This is a genomic window from Mycobacterium sp. NGS19, assembly GCF_059813155.1.
In genome coordinates this window covers 258,864-271,965 of the sequence record NZ_JCALEB010000002.1, presented here as the reverse complement: position 1 = coordinate 271,965, position 13,102 = coordinate 258,864, and the positions used below count along the sequence as shown (strand labels likewise).

18 protein-coding genes and 1 pseudogene are annotated in these 13,102 nt (G+C 67.4%); 16 read left to right on the top strand and 3 right to left on the bottom strand.

Features of this window, described 5'->3' with window-relative positions:
- Positions 1 to 3 precede the first annotated feature (3 nt).
- Genes hemB through AC5Y4N_RS06715 form a run of 7 tightly spaced genes read left to right on the top strand, consistent with a single transcriptional unit; the run spans position 4 to position 4,076 of the window.
- Entirely contained in the window at positions 4 to 984 is a 981-nt protein-coding gene (hemB, locus tag AC5Y4N_RS06745) for a porphobilinogen synthase (protein WP_499905790.1), read from the top strand.
- Positions 962 to 1,405: a hypothetical protein gene (locus AC5Y4N_RS06740; protein ID WP_499905792.1), complete on the top strand. Its 444-nt coding sequence runs from the start codon at positions 962 to 964 to the stop codon at positions 1,403 to 1,405. The genes hemB and AC5Y4N_RS06740 overlap by 23 nt, the downstream gene beginning before the upstream one ends.
- Positions 1,406 to 1,427: 22 nt before the next feature.
- Positions 1,428 to 1,877 (top strand): hypothetical protein, encoded by a 450-nt coding sequence (locus tag AC5Y4N_RS06735; protein WP_499905795.1) that lies wholly within the window; start codon positions 1,428 to 1,430, stop codon positions 1,875 to 1,877.
- Entirely contained in the window at positions 1,870 to 2,367 is a 498-nt protein-coding gene (mce1N, locus tag AC5Y4N_RS06730) for a transport-regulating membrane protein Mce1N (RefSeq protein WP_499905797.1), read from the top strand. Before AC5Y4N_RS06735 ends, mce1N begins: the two co-directional genes overlap by 8 nt.
- Entirely contained in the window at positions 2,364 to 2,633 is a 270-nt protein-coding gene (locus AC5Y4N_RS06725; RefSeq protein ID WP_499905799.1) for a hypothetical protein, read from the top strand. The genes mce1N and AC5Y4N_RS06725 overlap by 4 nt, the downstream gene beginning before the upstream one ends.
- Positions 2,630 to 3,496 (top strand): oxygenase MpaB family protein, encoded by an 867-nt coding sequence (locus AC5Y4N_RS06720; RefSeq protein ID WP_499905802.1) that lies wholly within the window; start codon positions 2,630 to 2,632, stop codon positions 3,494 to 3,496. The genes AC5Y4N_RS06725 and AC5Y4N_RS06720 overlap by 4 nt, the downstream gene beginning before the upstream one ends.
- The gene (locus tag AC5Y4N_RS06715; protein ID WP_499905807.1) at positions 3,474 to 4,076 is read left to right on the top strand and encodes a TetR/AcrR family transcriptional regulator; all 603 of its coding nucleotides are present in this window, start codon (positions 3,474 to 3,476) and stop codon (positions 4,074 to 4,076) included. Before AC5Y4N_RS06720 ends, AC5Y4N_RS06715 begins: the two co-directional genes overlap by 23 nt.
- Positions 4,077 to 4,146: 70 nt before the next feature.
- Here the strand turns inward: AC5Y4N_RS06715 and AC5Y4N_RS06710 are convergent, their stop codons facing one another.
- The gene (locus AC5Y4N_RS06710) at positions 4,147 to 4,530 is read right to left on the bottom strand and encodes a nitroreductase family deazaflavin-dependent oxidoreductase (RefSeq protein ID WP_499905811.1); all 384 of its coding nucleotides are present in this window, start codon (positions 4,528 to 4,530) and stop codon (positions 4,147 to 4,149) included.
- Complete coding sequence (locus AC5Y4N_RS06705) at positions 4,527 to 4,913, bottom strand: nitroreductase family deazaflavin-dependent oxidoreductase (RefSeq protein ID WP_499906343.1); 387 nt, start codon at positions 4,911 to 4,913, stop codon at positions 4,527 to 4,529. The genes AC5Y4N_RS06710 and AC5Y4N_RS06705 overlap by 4 nt, the downstream gene beginning before the upstream one ends.
- A 22-nt stretch (positions 4,914 to 4,935) precedes the next feature.
- Between AC5Y4N_RS06705 and AC5Y4N_RS06700 the strand changes: the two are divergent.
- From AC5Y4N_RS06700 to AC5Y4N_RS06660, 9 genes and pseudogenes are all read left to right on the top strand, one after another.
- Positions 4,936 to 5,064 (top strand): annotated as a pseudogene (locus AC5Y4N_RS06700) (nitroreductase family deazaflavin-dependent oxidoreductase); the annotation flags it as partial.
- 126 nt (positions 5,065 to 5,190) lie between these two features.
- Positions 5,191 to 5,745 (top strand): hypothetical protein, encoded by a 555-nt coding sequence (locus tag AC5Y4N_RS06695; RefSeq protein ID WP_499905815.1) that lies wholly within the window; start codon positions 5,191 to 5,193, stop codon positions 5,743 to 5,745.
- A gap of 52 nt (positions 5,746 to 5,797) precedes the next feature.
- The gene (hemL, locus tag AC5Y4N_RS06690) at positions 5,798 to 7,141 is read left to right on the top strand and encodes a glutamate-1-semialdehyde 2,1-aminomutase (RefSeq protein WP_499905817.1); all 1,344 of its coding nucleotides are present in this window, start codon (positions 5,798 to 5,800) and stop codon (positions 7,139 to 7,141) included.
- Positions 7,141 to 7,749: a histidine phosphatase family protein gene (locus AC5Y4N_RS06685; RefSeq protein ID WP_499905820.1), complete on the top strand. Its 609-nt coding sequence runs from the start codon at positions 7,141 to 7,143 to the stop codon at positions 7,747 to 7,749. The genes hemL and AC5Y4N_RS06685 overlap by 1 nt, the downstream gene beginning before the upstream one ends.
- Complete coding sequence (locus AC5Y4N_RS06680; protein ID WP_499905823.1) at positions 7,746 to 8,354, top strand: TlpA disulfide reductase family protein; 609 nt, start codon at positions 7,746 to 7,748, stop codon at positions 8,352 to 8,354. Before AC5Y4N_RS06685 ends, AC5Y4N_RS06680 begins: the two co-directional genes overlap by 4 nt.
- Positions 8,351 to 9,121, top strand: a complete 771-nt coding sequence (locus AC5Y4N_RS06675; RefSeq protein ID WP_499905825.1) for a cytochrome c biogenesis CcdA family protein — start codon at positions 8,351 to 8,353, stop codon at positions 9,119 to 9,121. Before AC5Y4N_RS06680 ends, AC5Y4N_RS06675 begins: the two co-directional genes overlap by 4 nt.
- Positions 9,118 to 10,701: a cytochrome c biogenesis protein ResB gene (gene resB / locus AC5Y4N_RS06670; RefSeq protein WP_499905827.1), complete on the top strand. Its 1,584-nt coding sequence runs from the start codon at positions 9,118 to 9,120 to the stop codon at positions 10,699 to 10,701. The genes AC5Y4N_RS06675 and resB overlap by 4 nt, the downstream gene beginning before the upstream one ends.
- A 66-nt stretch (positions 10,702 to 10,767) precedes the next feature.
- Positions 10,768 to 11,739, top strand: coding sequence for a c-type cytochrome biogenesis protein CcsB (ccsB, locus tag AC5Y4N_RS06665; protein WP_499905831.1), 972 nt, complete (start codon positions 10,768 to 10,770; stop codon positions 11,737 to 11,739).
- A 51-nt stretch (positions 11,740 to 11,790) separates the two neighbouring features.
- Positions 11,791 to 12,912, top strand: a complete 1,122-nt coding sequence (locus tag AC5Y4N_RS06660) for a MinD/ParA family ATP-binding protein (RefSeq protein WP_499905833.1) — start codon at positions 11,791 to 11,793, stop codon at positions 12,910 to 12,912.
- Here AC5Y4N_RS06660 and AC5Y4N_RS06655 read toward each other — a convergent pair.
- Complete coding sequence (locus AC5Y4N_RS06655) at positions 12,909 to 13,082, bottom strand: hypothetical protein (protein ID WP_499906345.1); 174 nt, start codon at positions 13,080 to 13,082, stop codon at positions 12,909 to 12,911. The two genes, AC5Y4N_RS06660 and AC5Y4N_RS06655, sit on opposite strands and share 4 nt — an antisense overlap.
- Positions 13,083 to 13,102: the final 20 nt, after the last annotated feature.

Below are 13,102 nucleotides of genomic sequence, written 5' to 3'. Positions count from 1 at the left end.
GGGGTGGGGTTCCCCCGCCAGCGTCCGCGCCGCCTTCGCTCGACCCCGGCGCTTCGTCGGCTCGTCGCGGAAACAACCTTGCAACCAAGGCATCTGGTGTTGCCGATGTTCGTCGCCGACGGGATCGACCAACCTCGCCCGATCACGTCGATGCCCGGCGTGGTGCAACACACCTACGACAGCCTGCGCCAGGCGGCTACCGACGCGGTCGCCGCCGGCGTCGGCGGGATCATGCTGTTCGGCGTTCCCCGCGAGCAGGACAAGGATCCCACCGGAGAGGCTGCCGTCGCTGCCGACGGGGTGTTGAACCGGGCTCTGCGCGAGCTGAACAAGGAGCTGGGCTCAGCCACCGTGCTGATGGCCGACACCTGTCTCGACGAGTTCACCGACCACGGTCACTGCGGACTGGTGGACTTCTCCGGGCGGGTCGACAACGACCAGACGCTGTCGCGGTACGTGGAAATGGCTGTGGCACAAGCGGATTCGGGTGCACACGTGGTGTCGCCCAGCGGCATGATGGACGGCCAGGTCGCGGCGATACGTGACGGATTGGACGCAGCAGGCCACACCGACGTCGCCATCCTCGCGTACGCGGCGAAGTTCGCGTCGTCGTTCTACGGACCGTTCCGGGAAGCGGTGGCCTCCAGTTTGTCCGGAGACCGGCGCACCTATCAGCAGGACGCCGGCAACGCACGGGAAGCCGCCCGGGAAATCGCGCTGGACATCGACGAAGGCGCCGACATCATCATGGTCAAACCCGCGATGGCGTACCTCGACGTGGTGCGCGCCGCCGCCGAGGTCTCACCGGTGCCGGTCGCCGCATACCAAGTCTCGGGTGAGTACGCGATGATCAGCGCCGCCGCCGCCAACGGCTGGATCGACGGGCGGGCGGCCGCGCTGGAAACACTCACCAGCATTCGGCGCGCGGGCGCCGACATCGTGCTGACGTACTGGGCCGCGGATGTCGCCAACTGGCTCGGCTGAATCCCCCGAGCAGCAGCAGGAGCCGCCCACCCGGCCGGTGGACGTCGGGACCGGGTTCGGGCTGTGGCTGTCGGCGCTGCCGCTGCTGCTGATCGGCGAGGCCGTGGACACCGCGACGTCGCCGGAGGTGCCGCACAATGTCGTCGTCTACTCGATGACCGGATTGGCGATGTTCGTGGTGACTGCGCTGGTGGTCACCTTCCTTTTTCTGATGCGGCAGGGCTACCGGTGGGCGCGCACGCTGCTGACCGGCGGCGGCGTCGCGTCGGTGATCTACGTCGTCACCAGCCTGTTCACCGTGCAGCGCCCCACGCTGGGCGCGGTGGTCTATGCGATCACGGGCATCGTCGGGTCGGTGCTGATCCTCGGCGGCGTGTACCTGCTGCACCGCAAAGACGCACACGCCTATTTCACGCGCTGAAAGTCGATAAAGTGGTTCGATCATGACCTCAGCCAGTTCGCGACCCGTGTCGGTCCAGATCGCGTTCTGGGCGTGGGTGGTTGCGGCGATCTGGCTGGTGCTCAGCGGACTGCTGGCCGTGACTGCCGATTACGGTCGGCTCGTCGGCAGCTTTCCCACTGCCAGCCTGTCGGAGGACCAGGTCCGCTCGATGGCGTTCGTCTTCCGTGGATTCGGTGTGTTGTTCATCCTCGCCGGAGCGTTACTCGCTTTCCTAGTCGGTCGAACGCGCAAGGGCGACAAGCGGTTTCGGAGAGCATGCGTCACGCTGTCGTACGGCATCGTGCTGCTGCTGGTGTTGTGTGCGCTGCTGCTCGGCATCGTGATGCCGCTGCCGGCGGCGATCGCGTTGCTCGTCGCGGCGGTGGCGGCCAGCCGCGACTCCGCGACCACGTGGTTCGACGCCGTGGATGCAGAGGCACAGGGTGACTGACGGCTCGCCGTCGGCGCCGCTGTTCCGTGAGGTGGGCGCCAGCTGGTGGTGGTTGCTGGCCGGGCCGCTGGCGGCGGCGATCATGCTGGCCATCGAGGTCAACGCGGGAATCGGTCCGCAGCTGATCATCCCGGCGTTCTTCCTCGTGATGGTGTCAGGGTTCCTCGCCATCCAGATCAAGGCCGCGCGAATCCACACCTCGGTCGAGCTCACCCGCGAGACCCTGCGCCAGGGCACCGAGACCATCGACGTCAGCGCGATCGTGCGGGTTTTCCCCGAGGCCGACAAAGAGGCGGATCCGCCGAAATGGCAGTCGGCCCGCGCGCTGGGCGAACTGACAGGGGTGCCTCGCGGCCGCTTCGGCATCGGGCTCAAACTCACCGAGGACCGCACGGTGCAGGCGTGGGCGCGCCGGCATCGCGAACTGCGAGCTGCGCTGATCGAACTCGTGCAGGAGCGCAGCGCCGAGAACCCCGGCGCCGCCACGTGAAGCGCGCCATCGTCGAGCTCGTGCTGGCCGTCGCCTTGGCGGCCGGCTGTGTGCTCAGCTGGCTCGGGGCCCAATCGACCGTCGTGGTTTCGCCGGTTGCCGACGGCGAGCCCGCCACCAGTTCGGTCGCGTACTACCCGCCGCTGCTGGTTCTGGCGTTCATGCTCGGCACCGCCGCCGGTGCACTCGCGGTCGTCGGCATCGCCCGGCTCCGGCGCCACCGCCAGTTGTTACAGAGTGCAGTGTCTGTAACATCGTCTTCATGACTGAGCTCGCGCAGACCACGCCCGGCACCGACGACGCGTTGCCGCTGGGCCCGCAGTCGCTGGTGTGGCGGTATTTCGGCGACAACCGGATGTTGCTGATCGGCCCCCGCCCGGCCGTGCTGCAGAACATGCTGGCCGAACTCGGCCAGGGCGTTCTCGACCACTCGGTGTTCTTCTCCGACACCGCCGCCCGCGTCAAGCGCTCGCTGCCGCCGATCTTCAACACCGTGTACGGCTCGGACGCAGACAACCCAGGCCACCAGGTCCGCGACTTCCACCACCAGATCAAGGGCGAGATGCCCGACGGCGGCCGCTATCACGCGCTGGACCCGGAAACCTATTTCTGGGCGCACGCCACCTTCGTCGAGCAGGTGCTCTACTTCGCCGACACCTTCGTCAAGCGGCTCAGCCGCGCCAAGAAGGAACAGATCTATCTGGAGTCCAAGACCTGGTACCGCCGCTACGGCGTCAGCGACCGAGTGATGCCCACCGATTACGCTGCATTCGAACAGTATTGGGACACAATGCTCGACAAGGTCGTGGTCGCTCATCCCACCGCGAAATACGGCGTCGGCTACGTCACCAAGGGTTTTCCGTGCCCGAAAGGTGTTCCGCCGCTGGTATGGCGGATAGCGGCGCCGCTGTTCAATCCGGTGGCGGCCTTCTTGACGACGGGCGGTCTGCCGCCGCGGGCACGGGTTCTGCTGGGTCTGCCGTGGACTGACCGTCAAGAACGGCGCTATCAGCGGTTCGCCGCGCTGTGCCGGTCGAGGCCGGTCAACTGGCTGTGGGACCGCTTGCCGATGCGGTTGCGATACAACAAGTTTGCGCGGTCCGGATATGCCAGAGCAGCAGCTGGCTGACCCCGTCACCACCGCGATCCTGGACGCGGCAATGGTGGAATTCGATCGCCACGGGTTCCGCCGGGTGGCGCTCGACGACGTCGCCCGGCGCGCCGGCGTGAGCCGCATGACGATCTACCGGCGCTTCACCAACCGTGACCAACTCGTTCTCGCGGTCATCGACCGCGAGAACGCCGCGCTCTTCGCCGACATCGCTCAGCAGCTGAAAAGCCGTGGGCCGCAGAGTAATTACTATGTGGAAGCGTTCACCTCGGCGATCCTGCAGCTGCGCCGGCATCGGGTGCTGAATCGGATGATCACTGACGAGCCTGCGCTCACGCTGGCGCTGGCCCACCAGCACTGGCCCGCGGCGGTCGAGCGGATGGCCGAGGCGCTGCGAGTCATCTTCCCGGCCGGGTTCGCCGAGCGGATCGGCGATCAGGCCGTCGGCGAGCTCGCGGACGTCATCCTGCGCTACGCGCTGATGGCGCTGCTGTTGCCGTCGTCGACACCGCTGGAGACGGCCGACGACATCAAAGCATTCGCCGCCGCCCATTTCCTGCCGAGTCTGCCCGCCGCGCTGCGCGCCGTTCCGGCGTAGCGGCCGGCGCCGGAGCGGATCACCAACGTGCGTCCACGGCGGCGACACGCCGAGGCGCCTCGCCAGGAGTTCACGCTCGGGTCAGCAGCAGCGTCGACTTGATGCCCGTCGCCTTCATGATCTGCCGCCAGGGCGGCTTGACCGACTTCACCGCTTCGGCGGTCGGCAGAATTCGGGGATTCGTCACCCGAAACGTCCTGCCGTTCAACATCACTCGAGCGCCGTTGGCCGCCTGCACGTTGCGCACCCAGTCGCTGTCGGTTCCGTACGGCAACAGCACGGCGACGCCGTCGTGAGTGCGGAAAACGGACACCGGCGTGCGGTGGGTCTTGCCCGAGCGTCGTCCGATGTGCTCGATGATCGACCACATCGACACCCAGCCGCTGATCGGCCGGACCAGCCGGTTGACCACCTGCCGGTTGAACCGGGCCCGCCGGCGCGCGAAATCGCTCATGCGTCATCTTTCTTCAGCAGCACTGCGTACTCGAACGGCAGCCTGGCGAAGATCGGCCGCCACAGGCCCTTCACCGACGGCGCCGCCACAGATTTCGGCATCACCCGAGGATCGGTCACGGTGAACGTCTTGCCGTGGCGCTGCATTCGGCCCCGGCCGGCAGATGTCAAGTTCTTCAGCCAGTCGCGGTCGGGCCCGTAGGTCAGCACTATCGCGACACCGTCGTGGGTGCTGAACACGTTCAGCGGCGTGCGGTAGACCCTGCCCGACCGCCGGCCGACGTGTTCGAGGATGCCCATCGCCGGCAGCCAGCCCGCCCACAGCCGCTGAATCGGGTTTGTGACGCGGCGATTGAACCGGGCAAGCCATTGCGGCAGTTGCATGGTGACCATCAAACTCGTGGGCATGGCCTACCTCAAGCCGCCGTGGTTCACTGCCAAGATCTTCAACCGGCTCGCGATGGCCAGCGGCATGGCGAACACGGAAACGCTGACGGTGACGAAGCGGAGCACCAAGGAACCGCAGAAAGTGCCTGACCATCCCGTCTTCGCGCTCACTCCGGCGAGGACCTAAGTCACTAGATCTCGCATTCGACGAGCGGGACCGCCTGCGTCGCTTACAGTCGGTTTTCGGCAATTTCGCGAACGCAGGGGGACATCGATGTCGACCCGTACGAAGTGGGCGGGAATCGCGGCTGCGGTTTCTGCGGGGGTGATCGCCAGTGTCGTGGCCGCGGTGGCGCCGGAGGGCGCGCCGGTGGTCTCGTCGCCCACGGCGGCAGCCACCGCTACGCCATGGGTGCCGCGGCCGATCTTCGGGCCGAAGCCCGTACCCCAGCCTCGTTCGGCTATCGGGCAGACGCAGAAGCCACGCCCGGCCGAGAACAGCGCCGACTGGGGTAGCAAGGCCAACGCACCGTTCCAGGCGATCCAGCAGGCGCTGGGCAGCCTGGGCGACGCGCTGAACGCTTCGGACATCGGTGCCACGCAGTCCGCATGCCGCCAGCTGAGCAGCGCCGGCGCCCGGTTCGCGGCAACCCTGCCCGCCCCGAAGCAGGCGCTCACCGACGAGGCGCAGGCCGCGGTCAGTGAGATCAACGCCGCGTCGCAAGCCTGTCTGGCCGATTCGCCCGACATCGACGCGCTCGTCACGCACGCGAACGCCGCCAACGACCATCTGTCGGCCGTGGCGAAGATTTCGTCCGGCAGCGGCTAGAGGTCCTACACCCTGTAGTCAGCGCCTGGCCTGCGGCTGGGACACTGGTTCCATGTGCAGCGCTGAGCAGGTCCGCCTCGACGACGGCGCCGCACGCACCGCTGTTTCCGCCCGTCTGTTCGCCCAAGCCTGCGACGTGATCCCGGGCGGCGTGAACTCGCCGGTGCGGGCTTTCAAATCGGTTGGGGGTACGCCGCGGTTCATCACGTCGGCCCGCGGCTATTGGCTCGTCGACGCCGACCGCAACCGCTACGTCGATCTCGTCTGCTCGTGGGGCCCGATGATCCTCGGCCACGCCCACCCAGCCGTCGTCGAGGCCGTGCAGCGCGCCGCCTCCACCGGCTTGAGCTTCGGTGCGCCCACACCCGCGGAGACCGAGCTCGCCGCGGAGATCAGCCGCCGCGTGCCACCGGCCGAGCGGGTCCGGCTGGTCAACTCCGGCACCGAGGCCACCATGAGCGCGGTGCGGCTGGCCCGCGGGTTCACCGGCCGGCCCAAGATCGTCAAATTCGCCGGCTGCTACCACGGCCACGTCGACGCGCTTCTTGCCGACGCCGGTTCCGGGGTGGCGACGCTGGGCCTGCCGTCGACGCCAGGGGTTACCGGTGCGACGGCCGCGGACACGATCGTGCTGCCGTACAACGACGTGGCCGCGGTGGAGCAGGCCTTCGACCGGTTCGGCACCGAGATCGCGGCCATCATCACCGAAGCCTGCCCCGGCAACATGGGCACGGTCGCGCCGGAGCCGGGCTACAACGAGGCGTTGCGTCGCATCACCCGACAAGCCGGGGCGCTGCTGATCAGCGACGAGGTGATGACCGGCTTCCGGGTGAGCCCGTCGGGCTGGTACGGGCTGGAGCCGGTGCAGGCAGATCTGTACACCTTCGGCAAGGTGATGAGCGGTGGGCTGCCGGCCGCGGCGTTCGGGGGGCGCGCCGAGGTGATGGAGCGGTTGGCGCCGCTGGGCCCGGTGTACCAAGCCGGCACCCTGTCCGGAAACCCGGTCGCGGTGGCAGCCGGGCTGGCGACGCTGCGCGCCGCCGACGAATCCGTGTACCGCAATCTGGACTACAACGCCGAGCGACTGGCGGAGCTACTGCATGATTCCCTCGCGGAAGCCGGTGTGCCGCACGCCATTCCGCGTGCCGGGAACTTCCTGTCGGTGTTCTTCGGTGACCGTCCGGTCAACGACTTCGCCTCGGCCAAGGCCAGTCAGACGTGGCGATATCCGGCGTTCTTTCATGCGCTGCTCGACGGCGGCGTCTATGCGCCCCCGAGCCCATTCGAAACCTGGTTCGTCTCAGCGGTTCTCGACGAAGAGGCGTTCTACCGCATCGAGGCTGCGCTGCCCGCGGCCGCCCGGGCCGCGGCGAGAGCCCCACGACCGGAGGCGTGATGGCAGAGACCACGACCGTGCACGTGATGCGACATGGCGAAGTGCACAATCCCGACAAGATCCTGTACGGCCGGCTGGACGGCTACGGACTTTCCGAACGGGGTCGCGCGCAGGCCCAGGCGGTGGCCGACGCGCTGGCCGACAACGACATCGTCTTGGTAGTGGCCTCGCCGCTGCAGCGGGCGCAGGAGACGGCCGAGCCGATCGCTGCCCGCCACGGGTTGGACGTGGTGACTGACCCAGACTTGATCGAGTCAGTGAACGTGTTCGAGGGACAACGTGTTTCACCTGGCGACGGCGCGCTGCGGGATCCGCGCAATTGGCGTTATCTGGTCAACCCGTTCCGGCCGTCGTGGGGAGAGCCGTACAAGGAGATCGCCGCGCGCATGCGCACCGCGATCGAGAAGGCGCGCGCGAAAGCAGCCGGGCACGAGGCCGTAGTGGTCAGCCATCAACTGCCGGTGTGGACGCTGCGGCGGCATCTCGAAAACAGGCGGCTGTGGCATGACCCGCGCAAGCGCCAGTGTGATCTGGCGTCGTTGACGTCATTGGTGTTCGACGGCGAGGATTTCATTCGCGCGAACTACTGGGAACCGGCCGCGGAATGACTGGGCGTCGGCTGATCGCTTCGCTGGCGGCTGTGGCGGCACTGTCGACCGCCTGCTCCACCGGTGACGACGCCGTCGCCCAGGGCGGCACGTTCCAGTTCGTCGCGCCGGGTGGCCAAACCGACATCTTCTACGACCCGCCCGACACCCGCCGTCGCCCGGGCGACCTAGCTGGGCCAAGCTTGATGGACCCCGCAAAGACGGTCGGGCTCAACGACTTCGGCGGTCAGGTGGTCGTCGTCAACATCTGGGGACAGTGGTGCGGCCCCTGCCGCGCCGAAACTGCGGAACTGCAGAAGGTCTACGACGCCACCCGGCGTGACGGCGTGGCGTTTCTGGGTATCGACGTGCGCGACAGCAACCGTGACGCCGCAAAGGATTTCGTCGTCGACCGCAAGATCGGCTATCCGTCCATCTACGACCCCGCGATGCGCACGATGATCGCGTTCGGTGGCAAGTTCCCCACCACCGTGATCCCGTCCACCCTGGTGCTGGACCGCCAGCACCGAGTCGCAGCGGTGTTCTTGCGTGAGTTGCTTGCCGAGGACTTGCTGCCGGTGGTGCAGCGGCTGGCGGCTGAGCAACCGAAACCGGGAGTGCAGTGACGGGTTTCGCTCATCTCGCCGCCGCCGGGCCACTGCTCGTCGCGGTCGGGGTAGCCGCGCTGGCGGGTCTGGTGTCGTTCGCGTCGCCGTGTGTGGTGCCGCTGGTGCCAGGCTATCTGTCGTATCTCGCCGCGGTCGTCGGCGAAGAGCAGGCGCACGGTAACGTCGCCGTCAGGACCGCCCGCTGGCGAGTGGCCGGCTCGGCGGTCTTGTTCGTGGCCGGCTTCACCACGGTGTTTGTGTTGGGCACGGTCGCGGTGCTCGGGATGACCACGACACTGATCACCAATCAGCTTCTGCTGCAACGCATCGGCGGCGTCCTGACGATCGTGATGGGGCTGGTGTTCATCGGGTTCATTCCCGCGTTGCAGCGCCAAGCCAGGTTCACGCCGCGCCGCCTGTCAACTGTGGCGGGCGCCCCGTTGCTCGGTGCGGTGTTCGCGCTGGGCTGGACGCCGTGTCTGGGTCCGACGCTGACCGGGGTGGTCGCGGTCGCGTCGGCCACCGACGGGGCCAGCGTCACGCGGGGCGTGCTGCTGGTGGTGGCGTACTGTCTGGGTCTCGGAATTCCGTTCGTGGTATTGGCATTCGGGTCGGCGTGGGCTGTGCGCGGGCTCGGCTGGCTGCGCCGGCACACCCGCGCGATCCAGATCTTCGGCGGAGCACTGCTGATCGCGGTGGGCCTGGCACTGGTCACCGGCGTCTGGAACGACTTCATTGCCTGGGTGCGCGACGCGTTCGTCACAGACGTGAGGCTGCCGATATGAGGCGCGCTGTCGCATGGGCCCGCAACACGTGGCGGGCGCTGACGTCGATGGGCACCGCGCTTGTGCTCTTGTTCCTGCTTGCTCTGGGCGCCGTGCCCGGTGCTCTGCTGCCGCAACGAAACCTCAATCAGACCAAGGTTATCCAGTACATCGACGAGCATCCGACGATCGGACCGTGGCTTGACCGGCTGCAGGCATTCGACGTGTTCTCGAGCTTCTGGTTCACCGCCATCTACGTCCTGTTGTTCGTGTCGCTGGTCGGGTGCCTGGCACCGCGGATGGTCGACCACGTCAAGAGCTTGCGCACCACTCCGGTTGCCGCGCCGCGCAACCTTTCTCGGCTGCCCAAGCATGCCGAGCGCCGGCTCGAGGCGGAACCGGAAGCGCTTGCTGCCGAGATCGACGACCGCCTCGGCGGGTGGCGCCGTGTCATCCGCCGCAGCGACGACGTCGTCGAAATCTCAGCGGAGAAAGGTTACCTGCGCGAGTTCGGCAACCTGGTGTTCCACTTCTCGCTGCTGGGCTTGCTGGTGGCGGTGGCGGTCGGGAAGCTCTTCGGTTACGAGGGCAATGTCGTGGTGATCGCCGACGGCGGTCCCGGATTCTGCTCCGCATCACCCGCGGCGTTCGACTCGTTCCGTGCCGGCAACACCGTCGACGGCACATCGCTGAACCCGGTTTGTCTGCGAGTCAACGATTTTCAAGCACATTATCTGCCATCGGGGCAGGCGACGTCGTTCGCCGCGAACATCGACTATCAAGCCGGCGACGACGTGACCGCCGGCAGGTGGCGGCCGTACCGGCTGGAGGTCAACCACCCGCTGCGCGTCGAGGGCGACCGGATCTACCTGCAAGGCCACGGCTACGCGCCGACGTTCACGGTGACGTTCCGCGACGGGCAGACCCGCACCCAGACCGTGCAGTGGCGCCCTGACGACCCGCGGACGCTGCTCTCGTCGGGCGCGATGCGGTTCGACCCGCCGGGCGGCACCTATCCCGATCCCAATGAACGTCGCAAGCACCAGATCGCGATCCAGGGGTTGTTCGCGCCCACCGAGCAGCTGGACGGCACGCTGCTGTCGTCGAGCTTCCCGACGCTCAACGCCCCGGCCGTGGCCGTCGACGTCTACCGCGGTGACGCCGGTTTGGACACCGGCAAGCCGCAGTCGCTGTTCTCGCTCGACCCGGCGCTGATGCATCAGGGCCGGCTCGCCAAAGTGGCGCGCGTCAATCTGCGGGCCGGCGAGCAGGTGCGGCTCGACGACGGGACCGTGGTGCGATTCGACGGCGCCGTGCCGTTCGTCAACCTCCAGGTCTCCCATGATCCGGGCCAGATCTGGGTGCTCGTGTTCGCGTTGACGATGATGGCCGGTTTGTTGGTGTCGCTGGTGGTCAGGCGGCGACGGATCTGGGTCCGGATCGTTCCGTCAGACATCGTCGGTACCGTGAACGTCGAGCTGGGCGGCTTGGCCCGCACCGACAACTCCGGCTGGGGTGACGAGTTCGAACGGCTGGTCACGCGCCTGCTGCCGGACCGGGCGGCGCCCGAGCCAACGAGAGAGAAGGCGGATCTCGCATGAATACCGAGCGAGAAGCGAAGGCGGATCGCGCATGAATACCGAGCGAGAAGCGAAGGCGGATCGCGCATGAATACCGAGCACGTCGACGTGACGCTGGCGACCTATTCGGACTGGGCCTTCACGTCGTCCACCGTCGTGCTGGTCGGGGCGCTGCTGCTGTTGGCGTTCGAGTTGGCCTACAGCCGCAGCCGCAAGGCCGAGGCGCGGGAGTTGGTCGCGGCCGGCGTCGGCGGCGACGGTGCCGCACCCGGCGTGGCCGACGATCCGGCGCGACCATTCGACGAGCGCGTCGGCGGCGCCGGCCTGGCGCTGGTGTACGTCGGAATCGGCTTGCTGTTCGCGTGCGTGGCGCTGCGCGGGTTCGCCACCATGCGTGCGCCGTGGGGCAACATGTACGAGTTCATCAACCTGACATGCCTGTCCGGGTTGGTGGCCGCCGCGGTTGTGTTGCGACGTCGGCAGTACCGCCCGCTGTGGGTGTTCGTGCTGTTGCCGGTGTTGATCTTGCTGACGATTTCGGGCCGCTGGCTCTACGCCACCGCCGCGCCGGTGATGCCTGCGCTGCAGTCGTATTGGCTGCCGATTCACGTGTCGGTGGTCAGCCTCGGTTCGGGGGTGTTCCTGGTCGCCGGCGTCGCGAGCATCCTGTTCCTGTTGCGGATGAGCAGATTCAGCCAGCCCGATACGGAGGGCCTGTTGGCGCGTGTCGTGCAGAAGCTGCCCGATGCTCAAATCCTTGATCGGATCGCTTACCGCACAACGATTTTCGCGTTTCCGGTGTTCGGCTTCGGGGTGATCTTCGGAGCGATCTGGGCGGAGGAGGCATGGGGTCGCTACTGGGGCTGGGACCCCAAGGAGACGGTGTCGTTCATTGCGTGGGTGGTGTATGCGGCGTACCTGCACGCGCGGTCCACCGCGGGCTGGCGCGACAAGAAGGCGGCGTGGATCAACGTCGTCGGCTTCGTCGCGATGGTGTTCAACCTGTTTTTCATCAATTTGGTGACGGTCGGCCTGCATTCGTACGCGGGAGTCGGCTGATCGCTGCGCTAGTGTCGTGCGCGAAGGAAAGACGAGCTAGGGGGACAGGGCGTGCCTGACGGCTTCGACACCGGCGGCTTTCGCGCACAGCAGCGCTTCGACGAGCCCACCACGGGGCCGGTGCGGGGCAGCAACGGCCGTCACAGTCAGCCGCCGCCGCACTGGGCCACCGCGACTCCGCCCACCGGCTTCCCGCAGCCGGCGCCACCCCCGTATCAACCGCCACCCCCACCGCCCACCTCCGAGGACCTGACCACCACGGAGTTGTTGCGCCCGACGAAGCCGCCGCCGTCGAGCGGCTGGCGAAAATGGTTGTATCTCGCCACCTTCAAGGCGGTGAACCTGGGCGAGAGCCCGAAGGACGCGCACCGCAACAATCTGCTCGCGCAAGTCAATCGGCCGCTGCAGGGCTGCTATCGAATTGCCCTGCTGTCGTTGAAAGGCGGCGTCGGCAAGACCACGATCACCGCGGCGCTAGGTGGCACATTTGCGACGATCCGTGGGGATCGGGTCGTCGCCGTCGACGCCAACCCCGACCGGGGAACGCTCAGCCAGAAGGTGCCGCTGGAGACGCCCGCGACCGTGCGCCACCTGCTGCGTGACGCCGAAGGCATTCAGCGCTACAGCGACGTCCGCCGCTACACGTCGCAAGGGCCGAGCCGCCTGGAAGTGTTGGCCTCCGAGAGCGATCCGGCCGTGTCGGAGGCATTCAGCTCAGAGGACTACACCCGCACGCTCGACATTCTCGAACGCTTCTACAGCCTGGTGCTCACCGATTGCGGTACTGGTCTGATGCATTCGGCGATGTCGGCCGTGCTGTCGAAAGCCGACGTTTTGATCGTGATCAGTTCGGGTTCCGTCGACGGTGCCCGCAGCGCGTCAGCGACGCTGGACTGGCTCGACGCGCATGGACATCAGGAGATGGTGCGCAACTCGGTCGCGGTGATCAACGCGGTGCGGCCCCGCTCGGGCAAAGTGGATCTGCAGAAGGTGATCGACCATTTCTCGCGGCGGTGCCGCGCGGTGCGGTTGGTGCCGTTCGACCCTCATCTCGAAGCGGGTGCCGAGATCAGTTTGGATCGGTTGAAGCCGGCGACCCGGCAGGCACTGATCGAACTGGCCGCGGTTGTGGCCGACGGCTTTCCGAGCGGCCGGCCGGAGGGCTTCGCTTAACGCTTGGTCGTGTCGTCGTTGCCCCGGCCGAGCCGCCACAGGAATTCGGGATCGTCGTCCGGGCCGATGACGCGGGTTCGGTGCCGAGGCGCGCGCGCAGCCTGCGCCATCCGCCAACCGACGTAGATGAGGCTGGCCAGGATCAGCAAGATGATGAGCAGGTATACCAGCGTGAACACCTCCTTGGGTC